This is a genomic window from Paraburkholderia sp. Cpub6 (assembly GCF_014201065.1).
In the GTDB taxonomy this organism is placed as follows: domain Bacteria; phylum Pseudomonadota; class Gammaproteobacteria; order Burkholderiales; family Burkholderiaceae; genus Paraburkholderia; species Paraburkholderia tuberum.
In genome coordinates, this window is the sequence record NZ_JACHDM010000001.1 from 830,361 (window position 1) to 854,062 (window position 23,702).

Below are 23,702 nucleotides of genomic sequence, written 5' to 3' on the forward strand. Positions count from 1 at the left end.
CGCCAAAGTGCGTGGGTTTTTTGTTGTGCCGATGCGTCCGCTCTCAGCAAGGAGGCGCATTGGACGGACCTCAGAACGACTCGTCTTCCGACAGATAGCGCCACTGTCCCGGCGGCAGCGCGCCGAGCATCACCTGGCCCATGCGCACGCGCTTCAGGCCCACCACCTCGAGACCGACCAGTTCGCACATGCGGCGAATCTGACGCTTCTTGCCTTCGCGCAGCACGAAACGCAGCTGCTCGCCGTTCTGCCAGCTGACCTGCGCGGGCTTCAGCGCGACGTCGTCGAGCGACAGGCCGTGGCGCAGCAGCGCGAGTTTTTCGGCCGGGAAATGGTTTTCTACGTCGACCGTGTGATCGCCGTAGGCGACGCGCACCAGATACTCCTTGTCCACGTCCGAGTGACCGCCGATCAGTTGCTTCGCGATGCGGCCGTCCTGCGTCAGCACGAGCAGGCCCGTCGAATCGATGTCGAGACGCCCGGCCGGCGCGAGCTGGCGCAGATGCGACGCCGAGAAGGGGATCCCCGAACGGTCGCCTTCCCAGCGATTCTCCGGCGTGACGAGCGTGATGGCCGGCTGATAGCCGTCCTCCGCCTGGCCCGACACGAGCCCGACCGGCTTGTGAACGATCACGGTCACCTGGCTCGACTGAAAGGCTTCGGCGGCCGGGTCGATGTCGATGCGCTGATCCGGGAACACCTTCGTGCCGAGCGTATCGACGCGCTCGCCGTCGACCATGACCCAGCCTTTCTCGATCCATTCGTCGGCCTCGCGACGCGAGCACAGGCCGAGCTTGGACATCAGCTTCGACAGACGCAGCATGCCCGGCGCGTCTTCGCGATCGCGGCGGGGCGGATGCGGGGTGTCGATGGTGGTGTCGACGGGGCGGGCGGTTGCTGATGCCGAGGCTCGCGGCTTGGCGGCGCGGGCTGGTCGGTCGTCGCCGAAGCGGCGGTTCGCGGCCGGCAACGTGCCGTCGAAGCTGCGCGCAGGGCGCTCGCGACGCTCGGTGCGTTCGCCGTAGCCGCCTTTTGCCGGCTTCGCGAAGCTGCGCTCGCCACGCTCGCTTTCGAAGCGGCGCGAGGTGCTGTCGCTGCGCGCGCCTCGATCGCCACCGCGACGCTCCTGCGGCTCACCGCGATCGCTACCGAAGCGCGGACGGTCGGCGGCCTCGCGCTCCCGGCGCACCGGACGATCGCCACGCGCGCCGCCTTCCGACGGCCTGCCTGTGCCTGGACGCGGACCGCTGAACGGACGGCGTTCGCCGGCGTCGCGGCCCGGTGCGCGCTCGCCGCGCTCCGCATTGCCCTCGAAACGACGGGGTGCGCGTTCTGCACGCTCGCCGAATTCGCGTCGAGGAGCGCGTTCGCCACGCTCAGCGCTGCCTTCGAAACGACGCGGCGCGCGTTCGCCACGCTCAGCGTTGCCTTCGAAACGACGCGGCGCGCGTTCAGTCCGTTCGCCGAAATCGCGCCGAGGCGCCCGTTCGCCACGTTCAGCGTTGCCTTCGAAACGACGCGGCGCGCGTTCAGTCCGTTCGCCGAAATCGCGTCGAGGAGCGCGTTCGCCACGCTCAGCGTTGCCTTCGAAACGACGCGGCGCGCGTTCAGTCCGTTCGCCGAATTCGCGTCGAGGCCCGCGTTCGCCACGCTCAGCGTTGCCTTCGAAACGACGCGGCGCGCGTTCAGTCCGTTCGCCGAAATCGCGCCGAGGCGCGCGTTCGCCACGTTCAGCGTTGCCTTCGAAACGACGCGGCGCGCGTTCAGTCCGTTCGCCGAAATCGCGCCGAGGCGCGCGTTCGCCACGCTCAGCGTTGCCTTCGAAACGACGCGGCGCGCGTTCTCCGCGCTCGCCTCGCTCAGCCGCACCTTCGAAGCGGCGCGGTGCGCCCGCGGCAGCCGCGCCCCGTTCGCGCCCGCCCGACCCTTCGGCACGCGGCCCGCGTGCACCGGCGCCCGCCGGCTTCGCACCGACCGGCCGCTTCGCGCCACCACCCGTCGATGCCGCGCCTTCGCGCTTCGCGCCGGCCTCGGCCTCGAATGGCTTCGGCCGCGCTGGACGGGTCGGCTTACGCGCCGACGCGCTGCTGGGGCGGACAGGGGCGCGTTCGGACGACGCCGGCCGCGGATGCTTCGCTGTTAATTTGATTCGCATGAAATCTCACACTGCGATCGCGCGCAGTAGTTCGGTCTCGACCTGAATTTGCAGGCGGTTGTCCGACAGGCTGTGTCCTTCGAGCAGAAACACGTCCTCGACGCGTTCGCCGAGCGTATTGATCCGCGCCGAGGCGACGCCGACCCGGTGCTCAGCCAGCACGCGCGCGATCGAATAAAGAAGGCCCGGCCGGTCGTTCGCCGACACGGACAGGATGTAGTATTGGCCGCGCTCATCGGCCCGCAGGTCGACGCGCGGCGTAATGGGGAAGGTGCGCGATAGCCGTGACAGCCGGCCCTTCGACGGTCCCGGCAGCAAGGTGCCGTGGCCCCCGAGGCGCGCGGTCAGCTCCTGCTCGACCAGATTGGCGATGTCGCGATAGTGCACGTCCTCTTCGGTGTGCGCGACGAGGAAGTTGTCGAGCGCGTAGCCGTGGCGCGTCGTGCTGACGCGCGCATCGAGCACCGACAGGCCGTTGCGGTCGAAATACGCGCAGATGCCCGCGAACAGATCGGGCTGGTCCTTCACGTAGACGAGCACCTGCAGCGCCTCGCCGATCGGCGACGGCCGCGCGCGTACGAGCGGCGTCGGCGTTTCGACGTGGCGGTACAGCACGCGCGTCTGCCACGCGATGTCCGCCGCGTCGTGGCGCAGGAAATAGCCGACGTCCAGCTTGTCCCACAGCGCCCGTTGCGCGCCTTCCGGCACGGTTTCGAGACGCAGCAGCGCGAGCGCCTCTTCCTGGCGCGACTTCAGCTCGGAATGCTCGTCCGGCTGGGCACCGCCAAGCACGGCCAGCGTGGTGCGGTAGAGGTCTTCGAGCAGCTTGCCTTTCCACGTGTTCCAGACCTTCGGGCTGGTGCCGCGGATGTCGGCGACGGTCAGCAGATAGAGCGCGGTCAGGCGGCGCTCGGTGCCGACCAGCTCGGCGAAGCGCTTGATCACTTCAGGGTCGCTCGTGTCCTGCTTCTGCGCGACCTGGCTCATCGTCAGATGCTGCTGCACGAGCCACACGACCAGCTCGCCATCCTCGCCTTCGATGCCGTGCTGGCGGCAGAAGCGCCGTGCGTCGGCCATGCCCAGCGTGGAATGATCGCCGCCGCGGCCCTTCGCGATGTCATGAAACAGCGCGGCCACGTACAGCACCCACGGCCGGTCGAAGTTGACGATCAACTGGCTGCAGAACGGGTATTCGTGCGCATGCTCGGCGACCGCGAAGCGGCGCAGATTGCGCAGCACCATCAGGATGTGCTGATCGACCGTGAACACGTGGTACAGGTCGTGCTGCATCTGCCCGACGATGCGCCGGAAATTCAGCAGATAACGCCCGAGCACGCTCGTCTGGTTCATCAACCGGAACGCATGCGTGATACCGGCCGGCTGCTTCAGGATTTCCATGAAGAGCCGGCGATTTTCCGGATCGCGCCGCCAGTGCTGGTCCATCACGTCGCGGGCGTTGTAGATCGCGCGCAGCGTGCGCGCCGACAGTCCCTTCACGCCGGGGGTGCGCTGGTATAGCAGGAACGCCTCGAAGATCGCATTCGGCTCGCGCTGGAACACGTCGTCGGAGGCGATTTCGAGCATGCCCTGCTTTTCGACGAAGCGATCCGACAGCACGCGCGTGATGCCGCTCGTGCTCGGAAACAGCTGCGCCTCGATGTTCTGGATCAGGATCGTCGCGAGTTGCGTGACCGCTTTCGCGGCCCAGTAGTAGCGGCGCATCAGCTGCTCGCTCGCGCGCTTGGTCGCGGTCGGCTTGAGGCCGAAGCTTTCCGCGACCGGCGTCTGCAGGTCGAACACCAGGATGTCCTGGCGGCGCCCGGCGATCACGTGCAGCCGCGCACGCAGCGACTTCAGGAAGCCTTCGTTGTGGCGCAGTTCGCGCGCCTCGCGCTCGGTGATGAGTCCGCGCGCTTCGAGTTCGCGCCAGCTGCTGCCGAAGCCGGCCGCCTGTGTGATCCACAGGATCAGCTGCAGGTCGCGCAGCCCGCCCGGGCTTTCCTTGATGTTCGGCTCGAGCGCGTAGGGCGTGTCCTGAAACTTCGCGTGACGCTGGCGCATTTCGAGCACCTTCGCCTGGAAGAACGCCTTCGGGTCGAGCGCCGCACGGTAGCGCCGGGCGAAATCGTCGAACAGTGCGGTGCTGCCGGTGATGCGGCGCGCTTCCAGCAGCGAGGTACGCACCGTGACGTCGTTGGCCGCTTCCTCGATGCATTGCGACACGCTGCGCACGCTGCTGCCGAGTTCCAGCCCGAGATCCCACGCGAGACTGATGAAGCGCTCGATGCGCGCGTCCAGATGCTCGAGCCGCGCGTCGGGCAACAGCACCAGGATGTCGATGTCGGAGTGCGGCGCGAGTTCGCCGCGCCCATAGCCGCCAACCGCGACCAGCGCGAGGTCGTCGGGCAGCTCGCAGGTGTCCCAGGCGGCGCGCAGCGAATGGTCCGTGGCGCGCGCGAGGGCGGCCATCAACGCGTCGACGTTGGTGGCCGTTCGGAAGCGTTCCAGCAACTGGGCTTTGGCCACTTTGTAGTCCGCCTTGAGCGACGAGGCATGGGAGGGGGCGACGGCTGGAACGCTACTCATTGGCAGGAAGGCGGTGTGGTCGGAATCGGTCAGGCCGTGGCCGCGACCACGGGCGGACGCGCGGGCGTGCCGGCCGACACGGTCAGCACGTCGTAGCCGGTCTCGGTGACGAGCACCGTGTGCTCCCACTGCGCGGACAGGCTGCGGTCCTTGGTCTTGACGGTCCACTGGTCCGGCATCGTGCGGATGTCACGACGGCCGGCGTTGATCATCGGCTCGATCGTGAAGATCATACCGGCCTGCAGTTCGAACCCGGTGCCGGGGCGACCGTAGTGCAGGATCTGCGGATCTTCGTGGAATACGGTGCCGATGCCGTGTCCGCAATATTCGCGCACCACGCTGTAGCCGAGGCCTTCGGCGTGCTTCTGGATCGCATAGCCGATGTCGCCGAGATGCGCGCCGGGTCGCACCTGGTCGATGCCGAGCCACATGCATTCGAAAGTGGCTTGCACGAGGCGCTTTGCCATGATCGACCCTTCGCCGACGATGAACATGCGGCTCGTGTCGCCGAAATAGCCGTCCTTGATCACGGTGATGTCGATGTTCAGCGCGTCGCCGGTTTTGAGCGCCTTGTCGCCCGGAATGCCGTGGCAGATCACGTCGTTGACGGAAATGCAGGTGGCTTTCGGGTAGGGCGGGTAGCCGGGCGGCTGGTAATTCAGCGGCGCGGGGACCGTGCCCTGGTCCTTCAGCATGTATTCGTGACACAGACGGTCGAGCTCGCCAGTGGTGACTCCGGCCTTGACGAACGGCGTGATGTAGTCGAGCACTTCGCTCGCGAGCCGGCAGGCGACGCGCATCTTCGCGATATCGTCTTCGTTTTTGATGGTGATAGCCATGGTTTCCTCGGAAGCCTTGCTGGATAAGGCTTGCTGGGTGTTGCGGTGGCCGGGCGGAGGGGCGTCTGCCGGGCACGGAATGCCGGTCGATCCTTAACGCCCCCCGCGCGTGGCGGAATCGAGCCATTTTACAGCAGTGGGGGCCGGGTCGTTGCGCTGGATCGGGCGGCAATGGGCGAAAAGCGCCAGAATCGGCAAATTGGCGGCCCAAAGGACGCCAGGCCGGGCTTCGGGCCCGGCGGCGCGGTCCCGTGCGTAGGACCATCGGCCGGTGGTCGGGCCGGTTGAGTCAGTCGGTCGTCGCGTGCTATACTGTTTGGCTAAGTCGGTCCTAGTCCGCTTTCATTCGCGAGTGCGCAAAATCGCGCATGGCAGCTGGGCGGAGCGGCTTCTCGCGGCACTCCGGTTGTTGGGTGTCGTGAGTGAGAGAAAGTCGTGTCAGGCAACCAATTCGCAAGCCGGCGCACCCAGGGTGTCGTCGCGTTCCAGCCAAGGTAGAGGCGGGCGCGGCCGATACGGCAGCCGGTTTAAGACCAAACCCTCGTGGAGAATTTCATGGCAGTTACGATGCGTCAAATGCTGGAAGCAGGTGTCCACTTCGGTCACCAGACCCGCTTCTGGAACCCGAAGATGGCTCCCTTCATTTTCGGTCATCGCAACAAGATTCACATCATCAACCTCGAAAAGACGCTGCCGATGTACAACGACGCGCTGAAGTACGCGCGTCAGCTGGCATCGAACCGCGGCACGATCCTGTTCGTCGGTACGAAGCGTCAATCGCGTGACACGATCGCCCAGGAAGCGCAGCGCGCTGGTATGCCGTTCGTGAACGCGCGCTGGCTCGGCGGCATGCTGACCAACTTCAAGACGCTGAAGGTTTCGATCAAGCGCCTGAAGGACATGGAAGCGGCGCTGGAAGCCGGTGAAACCGAGCGCATGAGCAAGAAGGAAGCGCTTCTGTTCGAACGTGAAATGGCCAAGCTGCAGAAGTCGATCGGCGGCGTGAAGGACATGGGCGGCATTCCGGACGCGATCTTCGTGGTTGACGTCGGCTACCACAAGATTGCCGTGACCGAAGCAAACAAGCTCGGCATTCCGGTCATCGCCGTGGTCGATACGAACCACTCGCCGGAAGGTGTGGACTACGTGATCCCGGGTAACGACGACGCCAGCAAGGCCGTCGCCCTGTACGCGGCTGGCGTGGCCGATGCGATCCTCGAAGGCCGTGCCAACGCGGTCAACGAAGTGGTCCAGGCTGCGCGTGGCGGCGACGGCGACGAGTTCGTCGAGGTCAACCCGGAAGCGTAAGGCTGCCCAGGGTCCGGCATAAAAGGGGGCTTTCTACAGGCCCCCTTTTTTTAAGTCGCGACGTCTATGACAGTTGTTGTAACGGGCATCTGGCAGAGTGCTCGAGGCGACGCGAGGCGCGTCGCTCGCAAAAAATGCGCGAAAACGCTGAAACGAATTCCTGCCGCCGGCATCGAAATGCGGGCGGCGTGTGACAGACAGAACTCAAGGAGCAAATGATGGCGGCAATTACCGCAAGCATGGTTGCAGAACTGCGCGCGAAGACCGACGCGCCGATGATGGAATGCAAGAAGGCGCTGACGGAAGCCGACGGCGATCTGGCGCGCGCTGAAGAACTGCTGCGCGTGAAGCTCGGCAACAAGGCGACCAAGGCGGCATCGCGCGTGACGGCCGAAGGCGTCGTCGCATCGTTCATCAACGGCAACGCTGGTTCGCTCGTCGAGCTCAACTGCGAAACCGACTTCGTCTCGAAGAACGACGACTTCCTCGCGTTCTCGAAGAAGGTCGCCGAACTCGTCGCGACGCAAAACCCGGCTGACGTCGCGGCGCTGTCAGCCCTGCCGCTCGACGGCCAAACCGTCGACGCAGTGCGCCTCGCGCTGGTCGGCAAGATCGGCGAAAACCTGTCGATCCGCCGTTTCGTGCGCTTCGACACCGCGAACAAGCTGGCGGCGTACCTGCACGGCACGCGCATCGGCGTGCTGGTCGAGTACACCGGCGCGGACGAACAGGTCGGCAAGGACGTGGCGATGCACATCGCCGCGATGAAGCCGGTTTCCCTGTCGTCGGACGACGTGCCGGCGGACCTGATCGCCAAGGAACGCAGCATCGCTGAACAGAAAGCCGCCGAATCGGGCAAGCCGGCTGAAATCGTCGCGAAGATGGTCGACGGCAGCGTGCAGAAGTACCTGAAGGAAGTGTCGCTGCTGAACCAGACGTTCGTGAAGAACGACAAGCAGACGATCGAGCAGATGCTGAAGGCGGGCAACTCGAGCGTGCAGAAGTTCGCGCTGTTCGTGGTCGGCGAAGGCATCGAGAAGAAGCAGGACGACTTCGCCGCGGAAGTGGCCGCCCAGGTCGCTGCTGCAAAGCAACAATAAGCGTTACCCAAGTTTCATCGCCGTACCGTTTGGACCCGCGGCGAGGCAAGACCTTGCCGCGGTCGGCAGCGCCGCAAGGCCGCGCACGAGTTGACCCTCGCCGCGCGGCCGCCGCTGGCGAACCTCAGGGTTCGCCAATTTGGCGGTGCTTGCCCGAATCAGCATTTCACCCCTACATTAGTCCCTTGTTGTTGCCCTGTTCTGCGCGATCTGGATACCCCTATGCCCACTGCCTATAAACGCGTCCTGCTCAAACTCTCCGGTGAAGCTCTGATGGGCGACGATGCCTTCGGCATCAATCGCGGAACCATCGAACGAATGGTGGCGGACGTGGCCGAAGTGGTCCGTCTCGGAACACAACTGGCCGTGGTGATCGGCGGCGGCAATATTTTTCGCGGCGTCGCGGGCGGTGCGGCGGGTATGGACCGCGCAACGGCCGACTACATGGGTATGCTCGCCACGATGATGAACGCGCTGGCGCTGCAGGACGCGATGCGTCACGCCGGCATTGAGGCGCGCGTGCAATCGGCGCTGCGCATGGACCAGGTCGTCGAGCCGTACATCCGGCCCCGCGCGATCCGCCAGCTCGAGGAAGGCAAGGTCGTGATCTTCGCGGCCGGCACCGGCAACCCGTTCTTCACGACCGACACGGCCGCTGCATTGCGCGGCGCGGAAATCGGCGCAGAAGTGGTGCTGAAGGCGACCAAGGTGGACGGCGTCTATTCGGCCGATCCGAAGAAGGATTCGAGCGCGACCCGCTACAGCACGATCAGCTTCGATGAGGCAATCGGCCGCAATCTGCAGGTGATGGACGCGACGGCTTTCGCTCTGTGCCGCGACCAGAAGCTGCCGATCCGCGTGTTTTCGATCGTCAAACCCGGTGCGCTCAAGCGCATCGTGCTAGGTGAGGACGAGGGCACCCTCGTCCACGTGTAAACTTCGTTTACATTACGTGGGCTTTGACGCGAGCCCGGGCCGCCGCATCGCGCGTGCCGGGCGGCTCGCACCGTTTTGAAGGTTCGGAGGTTTAAAAATGTCTGTGGCTGATATCAGGAAGGGCGCTGAACAGAAGATGCAGCGCTCCATCGACGCGTTCAGGAACGACCTGTCGAAGATCCGCACGGGCCGTGCGCACACGGGCCTGCTCGATCATATCCAGTGCGACTACTATGGCTCGCCGGTGCCGATTTCGCAGGTCGCGAACCTGACGCTGATCGACGCGCGCACGATCGGCGTGCAGCCGTGGGAAAAGAAGATGGTCCAGGTCGTCGAAAAGGCGATCCGCGAGTCGGATCTCGGTCTGAACCCAGCTACCCATGGCGATGTGATCCGCGTACCGATGCCAGCGTTGACCGAAGAGCGTCGCCGCGAGCTGACCAAGGTCGTTCGCAGCGAAGCCGAAACGGCCAAGGTGGCCGTGCGCAACCTGCGCCGCGACGCCAACGAGCAACTGAAGAAGCTCGTCAAGGACAAGGAAATCTCGGAAGACGACGAGCGTCGTGCCGGTGACGACGTCCAGAAGCTGACGGACAAGTTCGTCGCCGAAATCGACAAGCTCGTCACAACGAAAGAAGCCGAGATCATGACGGTCTGACGCCGTTCGGCCCAGCACCTTCTGATTTCCACTTCTTTACTGGCATTACTGTCCCGACGGCCATGACCTATACCAGCTCAACCGTGCGCGTGCCTGAAGTCGCCGCGGTGCCGCGACATATCGCGATCATCATGGATGGCAACGGCCGTTGGGCCACGCAGCGGCGTCTGCCCCGCGTGGCGGGCCATACGCGCGGCGTCGACGCGGTGCGGGCGGCCGTCGAGGCGTGCGCGCGGCGGGGCGTCGAATATCTGACGCTGTTCGCGTTCAGCTCGGAGAACTGGCGCCGTCCGAACGAGGAGGTATCGTTCCTGATGCGCCTGTTCGTCACCGCGCTCGAGCGCGAGATCGGCAAGCTGCACGCGAACGGGATCCGTTTGCGCGTGGTCGGCGATCTCGAGCGTTTCGACGACAAGATCCGCGATCTGATCAAGCGCGCGGAAACCAAGACCGCGCGCAACACCCGTCTCACGCTGACCATCGCCGCGAACTACGGCGGGCGCTGGGACATCATGCAGGCCACCCGCAAGCTCGTCGAGCAAGCGGCGGCGGGCAAGCCGGTCGAGGTCAACGAGGACGCGTTCGCCGAGCACCTGTCGATGGCCTACGCACCCGAGCCGGACCTGTTCATCCGCACCGGCGGCGAGCGCCGCGTCAGCAACTTCCTGCTGTGGCAGCTTGCCTACACCGAGTTCTATTTCACCGACACGTTCTGGCCGGATTTCGACGCCGACGCGCTCGGTCACGCCATCGCTTCGTACACGGAGCGGGAACGCCGCTTCGGCCGCACCAGTGCTCAGCTCGAGCCGCAATCGCAGAACGTCGATTCGCTTCCATGCTAAAGACCCGTGTCATCACGGCGATCGTGTTGCTGGCAGTGTTCCTGCCTGTCACGCTGTTCGCGCCTGTCGGCGCATTCGGCGCGCTGATCGCTTTCGTCGTCGTGTTCGCCGCGTGGGAGTGGGCGCGCCTGCTGAAGCTCGGTGGCGCGGGTCCGGTGCTGTACGCGCTCGTCGCGGCACTCGGACTCGTCACCAGTACGCGGGTGGGCATCGGCACCGAGCCTGCGCGGCCGTTCTTCCAGGCGGCGGCGATTTTCTGGGTGATCGCCGGTCCATTCGTGCTGCTGCGCAAGCCCGTGCTCGCGCAGGGCGCGTGGCGCGCGTTTCTGTTTCTTTCCGGAATCGTCGGTTTCATCGCGTGCTGGCATGCTCTCGTCGCCGCGCGCATGCAGGGTGTGCCGTTCGTGCTGTCGCTGCTGCTATTGGTATGGCTCGCCGATATCGGCGCATACTTCTCCGGGAAGGCATTTGGCAAGCACAAGCTGGCGCCAGCGATCAGTCCGGGTAAAACCTGGGAGGGGGCGATCGGCGGCTGGCTGCTGGTCATGATCGTCGCGGCCGCGGCGATCTTTTTGCACGCGTTCGAGCCGACCCTGTATTCTGCGCTGCTGGCGCAACTGGGTGCGCTGCGCACGGTGCTCGCGCTGACTCTGCTGGTGGTTTTCAGCGTGGTCGGTGACCTGTTCGAATCGATGATGAAACGTCAGGCCGGCGTCAAAGACTCGAGCGGCCTGTTGCCGGGGCACGGCGGCGTGCTCGATCGCATCGACGCGTTGTTGCCGGTGCTGCCGCTCGCCATGCTGCTGCTCGGCTAGAGAAAGAGATATGCAAAAACGTCTGACATTGCTCGGTTCCACGGGCTCGATTGGAGACAGTACGCTCGACGTGGTCGCGCGTCATCCCGAGCGGTTTTCGATTTACGCGCTGAGCGCGCATCGCAACGGCGACAAGCTCGTCGGGCAATGCCTGCGTTTCGCGCCCGAAGTGGCGGTGGTCGGCGACGCCGACACGGCCGCGAAGGTCGCCGCGAAGCTGCGCGAAGCGGGCAGCAAGACCGAGGTCACGTACGGGCCGCAGGCGCTCGTCGACGTCGCGAAGGGCGAGGGCTGCGACACGGTGGTCGCGGCGATCGTCGGCGCGGCCGGTCTCGCGCCGAGCCTTGCCGCGGCGCGCGCCGGCAAGCGCATCCTGCTCGCGAACAAGGAAGCGCTGGTGATGTCCGGCGCGATCTTCATGGACGCGGTGCGCGACCACGGCGCGGTGCTGCTGCCGGTCGACAGCGAACACAACGCGATTTTCCAATGCCTGCCGCGTGAAGCGTCGCTGCATGGCGGCGTTTCAAAGATCATCCTGACCGCATCGGGCGGCCCGTTCCGTACGCGCGAACCGGCCACGCTCGTCGACGTGACGCCTGACGAAGCCTGCAAGCATCCGAACTGGGTGATGGGCCGCAAGATCTCGGTCGACTCGGCCACGATGATGAACAAGGGCCTCGAAGTGATCGAGGCGCACTGGCTGTTCAACCTGCCCGGCGAGCGCATCGACGTGCTGATCCATCCGCAGAGCGTGATTCATTCGCTGGTGTCGTACGCGGACGGTTCGGTGCTCGCGCAGCTCGGCAACCCCGACATGCGCACGCCGATCGCGCACGCGCTCGCGTTTCCGGATCGCGTCGATTCCGGGGTCGCGCAGCTCGATCTCGCGGAGATCGCGTCGCTGTCGTTCGAAAAACCCGACTACGCGCGCTTCCCGTGCCTCGCGCTCGCCATGAAGGCGCTTGTGGAAGGCGGCGTCGCGAGCGCGGCGTTGAACGCCGCGAACGAGATCGCGGTGGAGGCATTTCTCGCGCGCCGCATCGGCTTCATGGCGATTGCCGAGACGGTCGACTCGGTGCTGAACGCGTTGCCGAACCGCCGCGCGCACGCGCTCGACGACGTCATCGAAGCGGACGCCGCCGCGCGCCGAGCTGCTACCGAATTCATCGCGCGTCTGCCTGACGGCGCCCGTCGCACGGAACGCGCCGTCCAGTGAGGCGTCTATGAATCTGCTGATCGAACTGCTCGCTTTCGCGGTTGCGATTGGCGTACTCGTGGTAGTCCACGAGTACGGGCACTACAGCGTTGCGCGTCTGTGCGGCGTGAAGGTGCTGCGCTTCTCGATCGGCTTCGGCAAGCCGCTCGTTCAGTGGGTCAGTCCGAAGACGGGCACCGAGTGGACGATTGCCGCGCTGCCGCTCGGCGGCTACGTGAAGATGCTCGACGAGCGCGAGACCGGCCCCGGTTCGATTCCCGAAGCGGATCTGCCGCATGCGTTCAACCGTCAGTCGGTGTGGCGGCGCTTCGCGATCGTCGCGGCCGGTCCGGTCGCGAATTTCCTGCTCGCGATCGTGCTGTTCGCGCTCGTGTTCGCAACTGGCGTGACCGAACCGGCCGCCGTGATCGCGACACCCGCGCCGAACACGCCGGCCGCGCTGGCGGGCTTCGAGGGCGGCGAGACCATCGTCGGTGTGCGCACCGGCCATAGCGATGAGACCGAGCCGGTGCGGTCGTGGTCGGATCTGCGCTGGAAGCTGCTCGGCGCCGCGTTCGATCAGCAGCGCATCGTGCTCAGTGCAAAAGACGCGCACGGCACGTCCGATTTTCCGATGGACCTGCGCGGCCTCGGCGAGAAAGACGTCGACGACGATCTGATGTCGCGCCTCGGCTTCGAGCCCGGTGGCGGCAAGCTGACGGTGGCGGGCGTGCAGGCGGGCAGCGCCGCGCAAAAGGCGGGGCTCGTCGCCGGCGACCGGCTGCGCGCGATCAACGGCACGCCGACCGATAATGCCTCGGCCTTCATCGCTTTTGTAAAATCGCACGCCGGCGTGCCGGTCACGCTGCGGGTGGAGCGCGGGGGCCGTGGCGGTCATGCGGCGGGCGCGCTCGAAGAAATCACCATCGTGCCGCAGCTGCAGCGCGATGCGGCGAGCGGGCAGCAGATCGGCCGCATCGGCGCGGAGCTGGCGACCCAGGTGCCGTCGATCGACGTGCGCTACGGGCCGCTCGAGAGCCTCCACCTCGGCGCGCGCCGTACCTGGGATCTCGCGGTGTACTCGGTCAGGATGTTCGGCCGGATGATCGTCGGCGAGGCATCGCTGAAGAATCTGTCCGGTCCGGTGACGATCGCCGACTACGCGGGAAAGAGCGCACGTCTGGGTCCTGCCGCGTTTCTGTCGTTCCTGGCCCTTGTCAGCATTAGCCTCGGCGTGCTGAACCTGCTACCAATTCCGGTATTGGATGGGGGTCATCTGTTATATTATTTGGTTGAAGCTGTGACCGGTAAAGTTGTCTCCGATCGCTGGCAACTCGTTTTTCAGAGGGCGGGGCTTGCCTGCATCGTCGCGTTGTCGGCGATTGCGCTGTTCAACGATCTGGCTCGTTTAATCCATTTTTAAAGTGTCCGGCGGCGTTCACGAGGGCGGCCGCCAGGCCTGATGCAGCTATACATACTGGGGAAGCACGTTGTTCAAACCTCATCGCTTTGGTCCAAAGACGGTTGTAGCCGCGGCGTTCGCCGCGCATGGGCTGGTTGCTCACGCAACGACGCCCTTCGTGGTGCAAGACATTCGCATTGAGGGATTGCAACGCGTCGAACCGGGCACGGTGTTCGCGTACCTGCCCATCAAGCAAGGCGATACCTTTTCCGACGACAAGGCGTCCGAAGCGATTCGCGCGCTGTACGCGACGGGCTTCTTCAACGACGTCAAGATCGCGACCGAAGGCAACGTGGTGATCGTGCAGGTGCAAGAGCGCCCGGCCATCGGCACGATCGACTTCGCCGGTATCCACGAGTTCGACAAGGACAACCTGATCAAGGCGCTGCGCGCGGTCGGGCTGTCGCAAGGCCGCTACTACGACAAGGCCCTCGTCGACAAGGCCGAGCAGGAACTGAAGCGCCAGTATCTGACGCGCGGCTTTTACGCGGCTGAAGTCACCACGACGATCACGCCGATCGACCGCAACCGCGTCGGCATCCTGTTCTCGGTGGCCGAAGGTCCGAGCGCGAAGATCCGTCAGATCAACTTCATCGGCAACAAGACATTCAGCACCGGCACGCTACGCGACGAAATGCAGCTGTCCACGCCGAACTGGTTCTCGTGGTACACGAAGAACGACCTGTACGCGAAAGACAAGCTCACCGGCGACCTCGAGAACGTCCGCTCGTACTACCTGAACCGCGGCTATCTCGAGTTCAGCATCGAATCGACCCAGGTGTCGATTTCGCCGGACAAGAAGGACATGTACCTGACGGTCACGCTGCATGAAGGTCAGCCGTACACGATTTCGAACATCCGCCTCGCCGGCAATCTGCTCGACCGCGAAGCGGAACTGAAGAAGCTGATCAAGATCAAGCCGGGCGACCGCTTCTCGGCCGAAAAGCTGCAGGCCACCACGAAGGCGATCGTCGACAAGCTCGGCGAGTACGGCTACGCGTTCGCGACCGTCAATGCACAGCCGCAGATCGACCAGAACAACCACACCGTCGACCTGACGCTTCAGGTCGACCCGAGCCGTCGCGTGTACGTGCGACGCATCAACGTGGTCGGCAACACGCGCACGCGCGACGAAGTGGTGCGTCGCGAAATGCGCCAGCTCGAAAGCTCGTGGTTCGATTCGAACCGCCTCGCGCTGTCGAAGGACCGTATCAACCGTCTCGGCTACTTCACCGACGTCGACGTGACCACGGTGCCGGTCGAAGGCACGCCCGACCAAGTCGACATCGACGTGAAGGTCGCCGAAAAGCCGACCGGCGCGATCACGCTCGGTGCGGGTTTCTCGTCGACGGACAAGGTGGTGCTGTCGGCGGGTATCTCGCAGGACAACGTGTTCGGCTCCGGCACGAGCCTCGCGGTGAACATCAATACCGCGAAGACGTACCGTACGCTGACGGTCACGCAGGTCGACCCGTACTTCACGGTGGATGGCATCAAGCGGATCACCGACGTCTACTACCGCACGTACCAGCCGCTGTACTATTCGACCGATTCGAGCTTCAAGATCGTCACGATAGGCGGTGACCTGAAGTTCGGCATTCCGTTCTCCGAAGTCGACACGGTGTTTTTCGGCGTCGGCTTCGAGCAGAACCAGCTCGACATCGACTCGAATACGCCGCAAAGCTATATCGACTACGTGAACCAGTTCGGCCGCGTGTCGAACAACGTACCGCTGACGGTCGGTTGGTCGCGCGACGCGCGTGACAGCGCGCTGGTGCCGAGCCGCGGCTACTTCACGCAGGCGAACGCCGAGTACGGCACGCCGGTCGGGGGCACGCAGTACTACAAGGCCGACATCAACGCGCAGTACTATTACTCGTTCGCGCGTGGCTTCGTGCTGGGCTTCAACTTCCAGGGCGGCTACGGTAACGGCCTCGGCGGCAAGCCTTATCCGATCTTCAAGAACTACTTCGCCGGCGGTATCGGTTCGGTGCGCGGCTACGAGCCGAGCTCGCTCGGTCCGCGAGACGCGAAGACCAACGACCCGATCGGCGGCTCGAAGCTGCTCGTCGGCAATATCGAGCTCACGTTCCCGCTGCCAGGCACGGGCTACGATCGCACGCTGCGTGTGTTCACGTTCCTCGACGCCGGTAACGTGTGGGGAACGGAAGGTAACAGCATCGGCGCAAATGGCCTGCGTTACGGCTACGGTGTGGGTCTCGCGTGGATCTCGCCGATCGGCCCGCTCAAGTTGAGCCTTGGCTTCCCGCTCACGAAGCACACTGGCGACCAGTACCAGAAGTTCCAGTTCCAGATCGGGACGGCGTTCTGATCGGGCGGCGGGTGTTCCCGGCGGCCGGCGTTGCCGGCCGCCGGCTGCGGCGGCGGACCCGGCCAAACTACAGTATCGAGAGGATGACTTTGCTAACCGGTATGTTTTCGAAACGTGTAGCGTGCGCATTGGCGCTGGCAATGACCCTCGGGGTCGGCATGGCGCACGCGCAGGAGGCGAGGATCGCCGCGGTGAATTCCGACCGCATCCTGCGCGAATCGGCGGCGGCGAAAGCCGCGCAGCTGAAGCTCGAGGCCGAATTCGCGAAGCGGGACAAGGATCTCGCCGACATGGCGCAAAAGCTCAAGTCGATGTCCGATGCACTCGACAAGAATGGCGCGACAATGTCAGCGACCGATCGCGCGCAAAAGCAGCGCGACCTGTCGCAGCTCGATTCGGACTTCCAACGGAAGCAGCGTGAGTTCCGCGAAGACCTGAACCAGCGCCGCAACGAGGAACTCGCGGCGGTGCTCGATCGCGCGAACAAGGTCATCAAGCAGATCGCCGAAACGCAGCACTACGATCTGATCGTCCAGGAAGCGGTGTACGTGAGCCCGCGCATCGATATCACCGACCAGGTGCTGAAGGCACTGGCGGCATCGGGCAACTAAGGGCAATGAGGGCGACTGAGGGCGGCGCACGGTCGCCCCGCACGCCTCGGCGCGCGCCCTCGCAATGATTTGAATGGGACCAGAGTAAGCGCTAAAGCGCCAACTCTGGTCGACATTGGAGACGGGATAGGCATGGCATTTACGCTCGAGGACATCGTCCAGCGGTTCGGTGGTGAAGTAGTCGGTAACGGGGCGCAGCGCGTGAGCAGTCTTGCGCCGCTCGACCAGGCAGGCCCGGACCAGTTGGCGTTCCTCGCCAATCCGAAGTATCTGTCGCAGGTCGAAACGACCCGCGCCGGCGCAGTGCTGATCAATGCCGGCGACCTTGCGAAGCTCGCCTCGCGCGAAGCTCGAAACTTCATCGTCACGCCGAATCCCTACGCTTACTTTGCGCGCATCGCGCAAACCTTCATCGACCTGGCCGCGCCGAGGGCGGTCCCCGGCGTGCATCCGAGCGCAACCATCGATCCTTCCGCCCAGGTCGCCGCGAGCGCGGTGATCGGTCCGCGTGTCACCGTGGAAGCGGGCGCAGTGATCGGCGAGCACGCGCGGCTCGACGCCAACGTCGTAATCGGCCGCGGCACCCGCGTCGGGGCGAACTCACATCTGTATCCGAACGTGACCGTGTACCACGGCTGCAAGCTCGGCGAGCGCGTGATCGTCCAAGCGGGCGCGGTGATCGGCTCGGACGGCTTCGGCTTCGCGCCCGACTTCGTCGGCGAGGGCGACGCACGCACCGGCAGTTGGGTCAAGATTCCGCAGGTCGGCGGCGTGTCGATCGCGAACGACGTCGAAATCGGCGCGAACACCACGATCGACCGCGGCGCGATGGCCGACACGATCATCGAGGAGTGCGTGAAGATCGACAACCTCGTGCAGATCGGCCACAACTGCAAGGTCGGCGCCTACACGGTGATCGCGGGCTGCGCGGGCATCGCGGGCAGCACGACCATCGGCCGTCATTGCATGATCGGCGGCGCGGTCGGCATTGCCGGACACGTGACGCTCGCCGATTACGTGATCGTCACCGCAAAGTCGGGCGTGTCGAAGTCGCTGCTGAAGCCCGGCATGTACACGAGCGCGTTCCCGGCCGTGAACCACGCGGACTGGAACAAAAGCGCCGCGCTGCTGCGCAATATCGACAAGCTTCGCGATCGCATCAAAGCGCTGGAGAACGCCACCGTCGACAAAGCCGGCAATGCCACTGACGGCGCCGCAGGTCAACCCGCAGGCAACAAGATCTGACAGTTATCCCGGCGACCCATCCGCACCGCGTAAAATAGTGGTCGAGCATCATGAAGCAAAGCCGGTGGCCGTGACCGGGTGGCACGACCACCGGTCATCAGAGGCGCCGGTCGTGCGCGTTTTCAACCCACCTGCACCCAGCATCCGCAGTCATCATCGCGCAGTCAATGCGTGAGCAGAAACACCATGAGCACCGAAAAAATCAATCTCGACATTCATAAGATTCTCACGCTGCTGCCGCATCGTTATCCGATCCTGCTGGTCGACCGGGTGCTCGAACTCGAACCGCACAAGAGCATCAAAGCGTTGAAGAACGTGTCGATCAATGAGCCGTATTTCCAGGGACATTTCCCGACGCGGCCGGTGATGCCAGGCGTGCTGATCCTCGAAGCCCTCGCGCAGACCGCGGCGCTGCTGACGTTCTCGGAAGAGCCGAGCGATCCGTCGAACACGCTGTACCTGTTCGTCGGCATCGACAACGCGCGCTTCAAGCGCGTGGTGGAACCGGGCGATCAGCTGATCCTGAACTGCACGTTCGAGCGTCACATGCGCGGCATCTGGAAGTTCAAGGCGCGCGCCGAAGTGGATGGCGTCGTCGCGGCGGAAGCCGATCTGATGTGCGCGGTGCGCCACACGGACAAAGACGCGTAAAGCCCGCGTCGGGGCAGGTCGCGGCGCGGCAAGGCACGCGCGCGGCGGCCCTGACGGCAAGGCCATCCACACAACGCAACAGAATCAGAAGCGAGGACGCATGAGCAGGATCCATCCCACCGCGATCATCGAAGCGGGCGCGCAGCTGGACGAATCCGTCGAAGTCGGGCCCTATGCGGTGATCGGCGCACACGTGACGATCGGTGCGCGCAGCACGGTCGGCTCGCACAGCGTGATCGAAGGCTATACCACGCTCGGCGAAGACAACCGCATCGGCCATTACGCATCGGTCGGCGGGCGTCCGCAGGACATGAAGTACCGGGACGAGCCGACCAGGCTCGTGATCGGCAACCGCAACATGATCCGCGAGTTCACGACGATCCACACCGGCACGGTGCAGGACGCGGGCGTCACCACGCTCGGCGACGACAACTGGATCATGGCCTACGTGCACATCGGTCACGACTGCCACGTCGGCAACAACGTGATCCTGTCGAGCAACGCGCAGATGGCCGGTCACGTGACGATCGGCGACTACGCGATCATCGGCGGCATGTCGGGCGTGCATCAGTTCGTGCGCATCGGTGCGCATTCGATGCTCGGCGGCGCGTCGGCGCTCGTGCAGGACGTGCCGCCGTACGTGATCGCCGCGGGCAACAAGGCCGAGCCGCACGGCATCAACGTCGAAGGGCTGCGCCGCCGCGGCTTCTCGGCCGACGCGATCTCGGTGCTGCGCACCGCGTATCGCGTGCTGTACAAGAACGGCCTGTCGCTCGAAGAAGCGAAGGTGCAACTGAAGGAACTCGGTTCGGCCGGCGGTGACGGCGACGCCCCGGTGCAGACGCTGCTCGCGTTCGTCGAAGCGTCGCAGCGCGGCATCATCCGCTAACCGATGAGGTTGCAACCCAGTCCGCTGCGCGTCGCGATGGTGGCCGGCGAGCCGTCCGGCGACCTGCTCGCCGCGTCGCTGCTCGACGGCCTCGCCAGCCGGTTGCCGGCCGCCACGCAGTACTACGGCATCGGCGGTCCGCGCATGATCGCCGCGGGCTTCGACGCCCACTGGCCGATGGAAAAGCTGACGGTGCGCGGCTATGTCGAAGCACTGCGGCACATTCCTGAAATCCTCGGTATCCGCAACGAGCTCAAGCGTCAGCTGCTCGCCGAACCGCCGTCCGTGTTCGTCGGCGTCGACGCGCCCGACTTCAATTTCGGGCTCGAGCACGCACTGCGCGACGCCGGCATTCCGACCGTGCACTTCGTCTGCCCGTCCATCTGGGCGTGGCGTGGCGGGCGCATCAAGAAGATCGCCAAGGCCGTCGACCACATGCTGTGCGTGTTCCCGTTCGAAACCGCGCTGCTCGAAAAGGCGGGTGTCGCGGCGTCGTACGTCGGGCATCCGCTGGCCGATCAGATCCCGCTCGAACCCGACACCCTCGGTGCGCGCCGCGCACTCGGTCTCGCGGAAAGCGGGCCGGTGATCGCGGTGCTGCCGGGCAGCCGGCGCTCCGAGATCGATCTGATCGGCCCGACGTTCTTCGCGGCGATGGAGATGATGCAGCACCAGGAGCCCAGCGTGCGCTTCGTGATGCCGGCGGCGACGCCGGCGTTGCGCGCGTTGCTGCAGCCGCTCGTCGATGCACATCCGGGCCTCGTGCTGACCATCACCGAAGGTCAGTCGCAACTCGCGATGACCGCCGCCGACGCGATTCTCGTGAAGAGCGGCACCGTCACGCTCGAAGCCGCGCTGCTGAAAAAGCCGATGGTGATTTCGTACAAGGTGCCCTGGCTGACCGGCCAGATCATGCGCCGCCAGGGCTATCTGCCGTACGTCGGCCTGCCGAACATCCTGGCCGGGCGTTTCGTGGTGCCGGAGATCCTGCAGCACTTCGCGACGCCGCAGGCGCTCGCCGAGGCGACGCTGAAACAGTTGCGCGACGAGGCGAACCGGCGCACGCTGAAGGAAATCTTCACGGAGATGCATCACGTGCTGAAGCAGAACACCGCGCAGCGCGCGGCCGAAGTCGTGGCGAGCGTCGTCGAGCAGCGGGCAGGGCGGCCATGACCGCCGCGCGCGCGCCTCGCCGGAAGATCGCGGCCACCGTTCGGGTAGTGGCGCAAGCCGGCCTGAACTTCGAGAGCGCCGACGACATCGTCTGCGGCGTCGACGAGGCAGGGCGCGGACCGCTGGCCGGTCCGGTCGTCGCGGCGGCGGTGATTTTCGATCCCGCCAAACCGATGATCCGTGGCCTCGACGATTCGAAGGCGCTGAGCGCACTCAAGCGCGAAGCGCTGTACGACAAGATCGTCGAGCGTGCGCTCGCGTACTGCATCGCGTCGGCGACAGTCGAGGAAATCGATTCGCTGAACATCCTGCACGCCACCATGCTCGCGATGAAGCGCGCGGTCGAGGGCCTGTCGGTCGTGCCGACGCTCGTGAAGATCGACGGCAACCGTTGCCCGACGCTCAGCATCCGTAGCGAGGCGGTGATTGGCGGCGACGCGCTCGTGAAGAGCATCTCGGCGGCGTCGATTCTCGCGAAGGTCACGCGCGACCGCATGCTGGTCGAACTGCACCAGGCGTATCCGATGTACGGCTTCGACGCGCATGCCGGTTATGGCACGCCGCAGCATCTCGCGGCGCTGCGCGAGCATGGGCCGTGCGAGCATCATCGGCGATCGTTCGCGCCGGTGCGCGAAGCGCATTTGCGATTCGGCACTGGCGTGCCGTTGCCGCTGGCGGACGCCGTCGTCGTGGCCGACGCACTGCTGCTCGACGGCGATGCGTTCGGCGAAGCCGGCTTCGCGTGACCGACCCATCAGCGCGGCTCGAGCGCGCTGCGCGCTTGGGTGCCGTTGATTGCCGCTGATTCCTTTTCCCTTCTCACCGCCTTCGCTGCCTGTGAAAGCCATCACCTCGCGGGACAATCCGCTCTACAAGCGCCTGAAGGCACTGGCCGGCTCGACGCATCAACAGCGCCGCAGCGGCCACGCGCTGCTCGAGGGCTTCCATCTCGCGAGCACGTATCTCGACGTCGCAGGTCAGCCGGAGCTATGCGTCGTCACCGACGGCGCGTTGCGTCACGACGAAGCGCAGGCGATCGTGTCACGGATCGACGAGCATCGGCTCGTGACGCTGCCGGATGCATTGTTCGGGCAGTTGTCGAATGTCGTGCATGGGGTCGGGATTCTGCTGCTCGTCGAGAAGCTCGACGCACCGCTGCCCGAGCGCGTCGAGCAAAACTGTCTCGTGCTCGATGGCGTGCAGGACGCGGGCAACGTCGGCTCGATTCTGCGCAGCGCAGCGGCTGCGGGTATCGAGCACGTGTTCTGCGCGCCGGGCACCGCATACGCGTGGTCGTCGAAGGTGCTGCGTTCCGGGATGGGCGCGCACTTCCTGTTGCAGATGCATGAGGATGTCGAAGCGCGTGCGCTGATCGAACGGCTCGCGGTACCGATCGTCATCACCGATTCGCACGGTGCCGAAGCGATCTATGACAGCGACCTGAGCAGGCCGCTCGCGTGGGTGTTCGGCAACGAAGGGGCGGGCGTGTCGCAGGCGTGGCGCGATGCCGTATCGTTGCGGGTGACGATTCCGCAGCCCGGCGGTATGGAGTCGCTGAACGTGGCGGCCGCGGCGGCGGTCTGCGTGTTCGAGCAGTGCCGGCAGCAGCGCGGGCGCAAAAAGTAGACTTACTGTAAGTAGCGTTGCCGGGGCTCTGGCCCGGCAACGCAATGCCTGCCCGGCTTGACCGTCAATACGACGGCCGATCCAGCTTGATCTCCTGCAGGATCGTCGTAGCGATTTCCTCGATCGACTTGTGCGTCGACGACAGCCACTTGATCCCCTCGCGCCGCATCATCGTTTCGGCTTCGTTGATCTCATAGCGGCAGTTTTCCGGCGCCGCATACTTGCTGCCCGGCCGCCGCTCGTTACGGATCTCCGACAGCCGCTGCGGATCGATCGACAAGCCGAACATCTTCTGTCGATGCTCGCGTAGCGGCGTCGGCAGCTTGCCGCGTTCGAAATCTTCGGGAATCAGCGGATAGTTCGCCGCTTTCACGCCGTACTGCATCGCCAGGTAAAGGCTCGTCGGCGTCTTGCCGCTGCGCGACACGCCGACGAGGATCACGTCGGCGTCTGCGAGATTGCGATTCGATTGACCGTCGTCGTGCGCGAGCGAGAAATTGATCGCCTCGATCCGGTTCTTGTACTCCTCGGTGTCCGCGTTCTGGTGGCCGCGGCCCATCGCGTGGCTCGACTTCAGTTCCAGTTCCTGCTCGAGCGGCTCGACGAAGGTCTGGAACATGTCGAGCACGAGCGCGTTCGAACCCTTCACGATCTGATTCGACGAGCTATCGACCAGCGTGGTGAACACGATCGGTCGACGGCCGTCCTGCACGACCGCTTCGTTGATCTTTTCGAGCGTTGCGTAGGCCTTCTCGGTCGAGTCGACGAATGGCACGCGGACCAGGCGGAATTTCTGGTCGAACTGGGAGAGGATCGAATGCGCGAAGGTTTCGGCAGTAATCCCGGTACCGTCTGAGACGATGAATACGGTGGGCGGCATCAGAGGATCTGTGAACGTGAAAGGCAAATGAGCCGGAAAGCGTGAGCGCGACAACGCGCTCGAATCAAACCGCGCGGCGGCGGGCGCGCCGCGCTCGTGCCCCGCGCGGGCGGTCTCGCAAAAGCCCGCTGGCTCGCTCGGCGCGCGATTCGAGGCGCAATTCTCGACCGACTGCCACATTTCAGGAGTCGGCACGGTAGAATAGCGGCAACCTGTTGGATAAGCAATTGCAGGCGATTGGCCGCTAACTTGCCGCGAACGGTCGTTCAACGTCACGTTATCTAATGTCAACATGCGTTGAACGCAACAGATCGAGCGGTAAGTCCGCTCAACCGCGTTCTTCGGTGCGTCCGCCTCGTGCTCCACGGCCGGCGCGCCATGCAACGCATCTCCGCCGTC

General features: G+C 65.0%; 20 protein-coding genes. 16 read left to right on the forward strand and 4 right to left on the reverse strand.

Annotated features, from left to right (window positions below; translation table 11 throughout):
- Window positions 1-70: 70 nt before the first annotated feature.
- From HDG33_RS03635 to map, 3 genes are read right to left on the reverse strand one after another with little or no spacing between them, the layout of a single operon-like run.
- Window positions 71-2,155, reverse strand: coding sequence for a pseudouridine synthase (locus HDG33_RS03635; protein ID WP_184022633.1), 2,085 nt, complete (start codon window positions 2,153-2,155; stop codon window positions 71-73).
- A gap of 6 nt (window positions 2,156-2,161) precedes the next feature.
- A complete protein-coding gene (locus HDG33_RS03640) occupies window positions 2,162-4,741 on the reverse strand; it encodes a [protein-PII] uridylyltransferase (RefSeq protein ID WP_184022634.1) in 2,580 nt (859 codons plus the stop codon).
- 29 nt (window positions 4,742-4,770) lie between these two features.
- Window positions 4,771-5,580 carry a type I methionyl aminopeptidase gene (gene map, locus HDG33_RS03645; RefSeq protein WP_184022635.1) on the reverse strand — a complete coding sequence of 270 codons (810 nt, stop codon included), beginning with the start codon at window positions 5,578-5,580 and terminating at the stop codon, window positions 4,771-4,773.
- Between the two features lie 555 nt (window positions 5,581-6,135).
- Between map and rpsB the strand changes: the two genes are divergently transcribed.
- The 16 genes from rpsB (at window position 6,136) to HDG33_RS03725 (ending at window position 22,423) form a co-directional block, all read left to right on the forward strand.
- Window positions 6,136-6,888 (forward strand): 30S ribosomal protein S2, encoded by a 753-nt coding sequence (rpsB, locus tag HDG33_RS03650; protein WP_013089705.1) that lies wholly within the window; start codon window positions 6,136-6,138, stop codon window positions 6,886-6,888.
- A gap of 218 nt (window positions 6,889-7,106) precedes the next feature.
- Complete coding sequence (gene tsf, locus HDG33_RS03655; RefSeq protein WP_184022636.1) at window positions 7,107-7,988, forward strand: translation elongation factor Ts; 882 nt, start codon at window positions 7,107-7,109, stop codon at window positions 7,986-7,988.
- Window positions 7,989-8,210: 222 nt separating this feature from the next.
- The gene (gene pyrH, locus HDG33_RS03660; RefSeq protein ID WP_090800588.1) at window positions 8,211-8,924 is read left to right on the forward strand and encodes a UMP kinase; all 714 of its coding nucleotides are present in this window, start codon (window positions 8,211-8,213) and stop codon (window positions 8,922-8,924) included.
- 97 nt (window positions 8,925-9,021) lie between these two features.
- Window positions 9,022-9,582 (forward strand): ribosome recycling factor, encoded by a 561-nt coding sequence (frr, locus tag HDG33_RS03665; RefSeq protein WP_090800586.1) that lies wholly within the window; start codon window positions 9,022-9,024, stop codon window positions 9,580-9,582.
- Between the two features lie 62 nt (window positions 9,583-9,644).
- Window positions 9,645-10,424 carry a polyprenyl diphosphate synthase gene (gene uppS / locus HDG33_RS03670; RefSeq protein WP_184022637.1) on the forward strand — a complete coding sequence of 260 codons (780 nt, stop codon included), beginning with the start codon at window positions 9,645-9,647 and terminating at the stop codon, window positions 10,422-10,424.
- Window positions 10,418-11,239 (forward strand): phosphatidate cytidylyltransferase, encoded by an 822-nt coding sequence (locus HDG33_RS03675; RefSeq protein ID WP_184022638.1) that lies wholly within the window; start codon window positions 10,418-10,420, stop codon window positions 11,237-11,239. Before uppS ends, HDG33_RS03675 begins: the two co-directional genes overlap by 7 nt.
- A gap of 10 nt (window positions 11,240-11,249) precedes the next feature.
- Complete coding sequence (locus HDG33_RS03680) at window positions 11,250-12,455, forward strand: 1-deoxy-D-xylulose-5-phosphate reductoisomerase (RefSeq protein WP_184022639.1); 1,206 nt, start codon at window positions 11,250-11,252, stop codon at window positions 12,453-12,455.
- Window positions 12,456-12,462: 7 nt separating this feature from the next.
- The gene (gene rseP / locus HDG33_RS03685) at window positions 12,463-13,857 is read left to right on the forward strand and encodes an RIP metalloprotease RseP (RefSeq protein ID WP_018417653.1); all 1,395 of its coding nucleotides are present in this window, start codon (window positions 12,463-12,465) and stop codon (window positions 13,855-13,857) included.
- Between the two features lie 67 nt (window positions 13,858-13,924).
- Complete coding sequence (bamA, locus tag HDG33_RS03690; protein WP_184022640.1) at window positions 13,925-16,228, forward strand: outer membrane protein assembly factor BamA; 2,304 nt, start codon at window positions 13,925-13,927, stop codon at window positions 16,226-16,228.
- Between the two features lie 89 nt (window positions 16,229-16,317).
- Window positions 16,318-16,839: an OmpH family outer membrane protein gene (locus HDG33_RS03695; RefSeq protein ID WP_026225318.1), complete on the forward strand. Its 522-nt coding sequence runs from the start codon at window positions 16,318-16,320 to the stop codon at window positions 16,837-16,839.
- Window positions 16,840-16,971: 132 nt separating this feature from the next.
- Window positions 16,972-18,084 carry a UDP-3-O-(3-hydroxymyristoyl)glucosamine N-acyltransferase gene (gene lpxD, locus HDG33_RS03700; protein WP_184022641.1) on the forward strand — a complete coding sequence of 371 codons (1,113 nt, stop codon included), beginning with the start codon at window positions 16,972-16,974 and terminating at the stop codon, window positions 18,082-18,084.
- A 186-nt stretch (window positions 18,085-18,270) separates the two neighbouring features.
- Window positions 18,271-18,735, forward strand: coding sequence for a 3-hydroxyacyl-ACP dehydratase FabZ (fabZ, locus tag HDG33_RS03705; protein WP_006048683.1), 465 nt, complete (start codon window positions 18,271-18,273; stop codon window positions 18,733-18,735).
- Window positions 18,736-18,835: 100 nt separating this feature from the next.
- Window positions 18,836-19,624, forward strand: coding sequence for an acyl-ACP--UDP-N-acetylglucosamine O-acyltransferase (lpxA, locus tag HDG33_RS03710; protein WP_184022642.1), 789 nt, complete (start codon window positions 18,836-18,838; stop codon window positions 19,622-19,624).
- A gap of 3 nt (window positions 19,625-19,627) precedes the next feature.
- Window positions 19,628-20,797 carry a lipid-A-disaccharide synthase gene (gene lpxB / locus HDG33_RS03715; protein ID WP_184022643.1) on the forward strand — a complete coding sequence of 390 codons (1,170 nt, stop codon included), beginning with the start codon at window positions 19,628-19,630 and terminating at the stop codon, window positions 20,795-20,797.
- Window positions 20,794-21,543 carry a ribonuclease HII gene (gene rnhB, locus HDG33_RS03720; RefSeq protein ID WP_184022644.1) on the forward strand — a complete coding sequence of 250 codons (750 nt, stop codon included), beginning with the start codon at window positions 20,794-20,796 and terminating at the stop codon, window positions 21,541-21,543. The genes lpxB and rnhB overlap by 4 nt, the downstream gene beginning before the upstream one ends.
- Window positions 21,544-21,634: 91 nt before the next feature.
- Window positions 21,635-22,423 carry an RNA methyltransferase gene (locus HDG33_RS03725; protein WP_184022645.1) on the forward strand — a complete coding sequence of 263 codons (789 nt, stop codon included), beginning with the start codon at window positions 21,635-21,637 and terminating at the stop codon, window positions 22,421-22,423.
- Between the two features lie 64 nt (window positions 22,424-22,487).
- Here HDG33_RS03725 and HDG33_RS03730 read toward each other — a convergent pair whose 3' ends face one another.
- Window positions 22,488-23,303: a pyruvate, water dikinase regulatory protein gene (locus tag HDG33_RS03730; protein ID WP_090800570.1), complete on the reverse strand. Its 816-nt coding sequence runs from the start codon at window positions 23,301-23,303 to the stop codon at window positions 22,488-22,490.
- Window positions 23,304-23,702 lie beyond the last annotated feature (399 nt).